Origin of the sequence: Pseudomonas sp. FSL R10-0399, assembly GCF_009600165.1 — a bacterium.
GTDB lineage: Bacteria > Pseudomonadota > Gammaproteobacteria > Pseudomonadales > Pseudomonadaceae > Aquipseudomonas > Aquipseudomonas helleri.
In genome coordinates this window covers 1-2,079 of record NZ_WIWK01000231.1, presented here as the reverse complement: position 1 = coordinate 2,079, position 2,079 = coordinate 1, and the positions used below count along the sequence as shown (strand labels likewise).

Genomic DNA, 2,079 nt, shown 5'->3' with positions numbered 1-2,079 from the left:
GCCGTTTACCCGCGCATATGCTGCCCGCCCATGTGCTGTGCCTGGCGGCGTTACCGCTGACCCCCAACGGCAAGCTGGACAGGCAGGCGCTGCCGTCACCGCAGGCCTGCCGGGAGGTGGCTGAACGTGTCGTGCCAGGCACTCCGGCCGAGGTGTTGCTGGTTGAGATCTGGCAGGAGTTGCTGGGGCTGGAGGCGATTGGCGTCACCGAGAACTTCTTCGAGCTGGGCGGTGATTCGATCATCTCCCTGCAAGCGGTGAGCCGTGCCGGGGCCCGTGGGTTGGCCTTTACCCCCAAACAGTTGTTCACCGCGCAAACCATCCGTGCGTTGGCGGCACTGGCGCAGACTGCCGAGCCGCAACGGCTTGAAGCACTCGACACTCCGGCGTTTGCCCTTGCACCCGACACGCTGCCGATTGATCGCAATGAGCTGGATGATGTTTACCCGTTGTCGCCGATGCAGCAGGGCATGCTTTTCCATTGCATCGAGTCGCCCGAGCTTAATCTGTACGTCAACCAGTTGAGCGTGGCGGTTGAAGGCTTGCAGGTAGAGCGTTTTCGCGCCGCCTGGCAAACCTTGCTCGAACGCCATGAGGTGCTGCGTGCTGCGTTCAGGTGGCGTGACGGCGTGGCCGAGCCGATGCAAGCGGTGTATCGGCATGCCGAACTACCGATTGTCGAGCTGGACTGGCGTGATCATGCAGCTCCCGAAGCCGCCTTGCAGGCACTGGCCGCGGATGAACAGGCCCGTGGTTTTGACCTCAACTGCCCGCCGTTGATGCGCTTCACCCTGGTGCATGTGGGTGAGTCCCGTGTGCAAATGATCTGGACGTACCATCACTTGCTGCTCGACGGCTGGAGCGCCTCGCGCCTGCTCGGGGAGATGCTGCGCGTGTACGCCGGGCAGGCGTTGCCAGCCCTGACCGGGCGTTATGCCGACTACATCAGTTGGTTGCAGCGCCAGGACGCCTCGCTGGCCGAACACTTCTGGCGCGAGCGCTTGCAAGCGCTGGACGCACCGAGCATTTTGGCCAAGGCTGCGAATACTCAGGGCCGCGGGCATGGCGTGTTGTACAGCTATCTGGACAGCGCGGCGACCCAGCGTCTGCATCGCTTTGCCAATGCCCAGCGCGTCACCCTGAACACGCTGATTCAGGGGGCCTGGCTGTTGCTCTTGCAGCGTCACACCGGGCAGCGCAGCGTGGCCTTTGGCGCCACCGTGGCCGGGCGACCGACGCAATTGGCCGGGGCGCAGGACATGCTCGGGCTGTTTATCAACACCTTGCCGGTGATCCAGATCCTCGACCCGCAGCAGGCGCTGGGCGATTGGTTGCGTCAGGTGCAGGACTACAACCTGGCGATCCGCGACTTTGAACACACGCCGCTGGCAGATATTCAGCGCTGGGCCGGGCAGGGCGGGCAGGGGTTGTTCGACAGCATCATCGTGTTTGAAAACCACCCGGTAGACCGCGCCCTGCGCGGTGAGCAGGACGGCGAGTTGCGCTTTGCCGAGGTCGGCAGCGGCGGGGTGACCAACTTCCCGATGGACTTGATGGTCAGCGCCAGCGAGCAAGGCCTGGAGGTTGAATACCTGTACCTGCGCGAGCGCTTCAGTGCGCCTGAGGTCGAGCGCATTCGTGCGCAACTGGAAGGGTTGCTGGCACAGTTGCCGCAAGACGCCGAGCGTTTGATCGGTGCCATCGGCTTGCCCAACGCCTGTATCGAACCGACGCATCCCGCTCTGCCGGTGACTGATCTGGTGCAGGGCTTTAGCCAGCAGGTGTTGCGCCAGCCGCAGGCCAGGGCGCTGAGCTGTGACGGCCGCGAACTCAGTTATGCCGAGCTTGAGCGTCAAGCCAATGGGCTGGCTTGTGAGTTGCAGTCCCGAGGCATCGGCCCGGAGGAGGTGGTGGCCGTGGCGCTGCCGCGCTCGGAGCTCACCGTCGTAGCGTTTTTGGCGGTGCTCAAGGCGGGCGCGGCGTACCTGCCGCTGGACCTGGATTACCCCGCCGAGCGTCTGGCCTATATGTTGGCGGACTCGGGCGCGAGCCTGTTGCTGTGCCGCAGCGACGTCGATC

1 protein-coding gene is annotated in these 2,079 nt (G+C 64.4%); it reads left to right on the top strand.

Annotated features, from left to right (window positions below):
- Window positions 1-2,079: condensation domain-containing protein (locus GHO41_RS29075; protein ID WP_153435329.1), on the top strand; the 2,079-nt coding region annotated here is incomplete at both ends.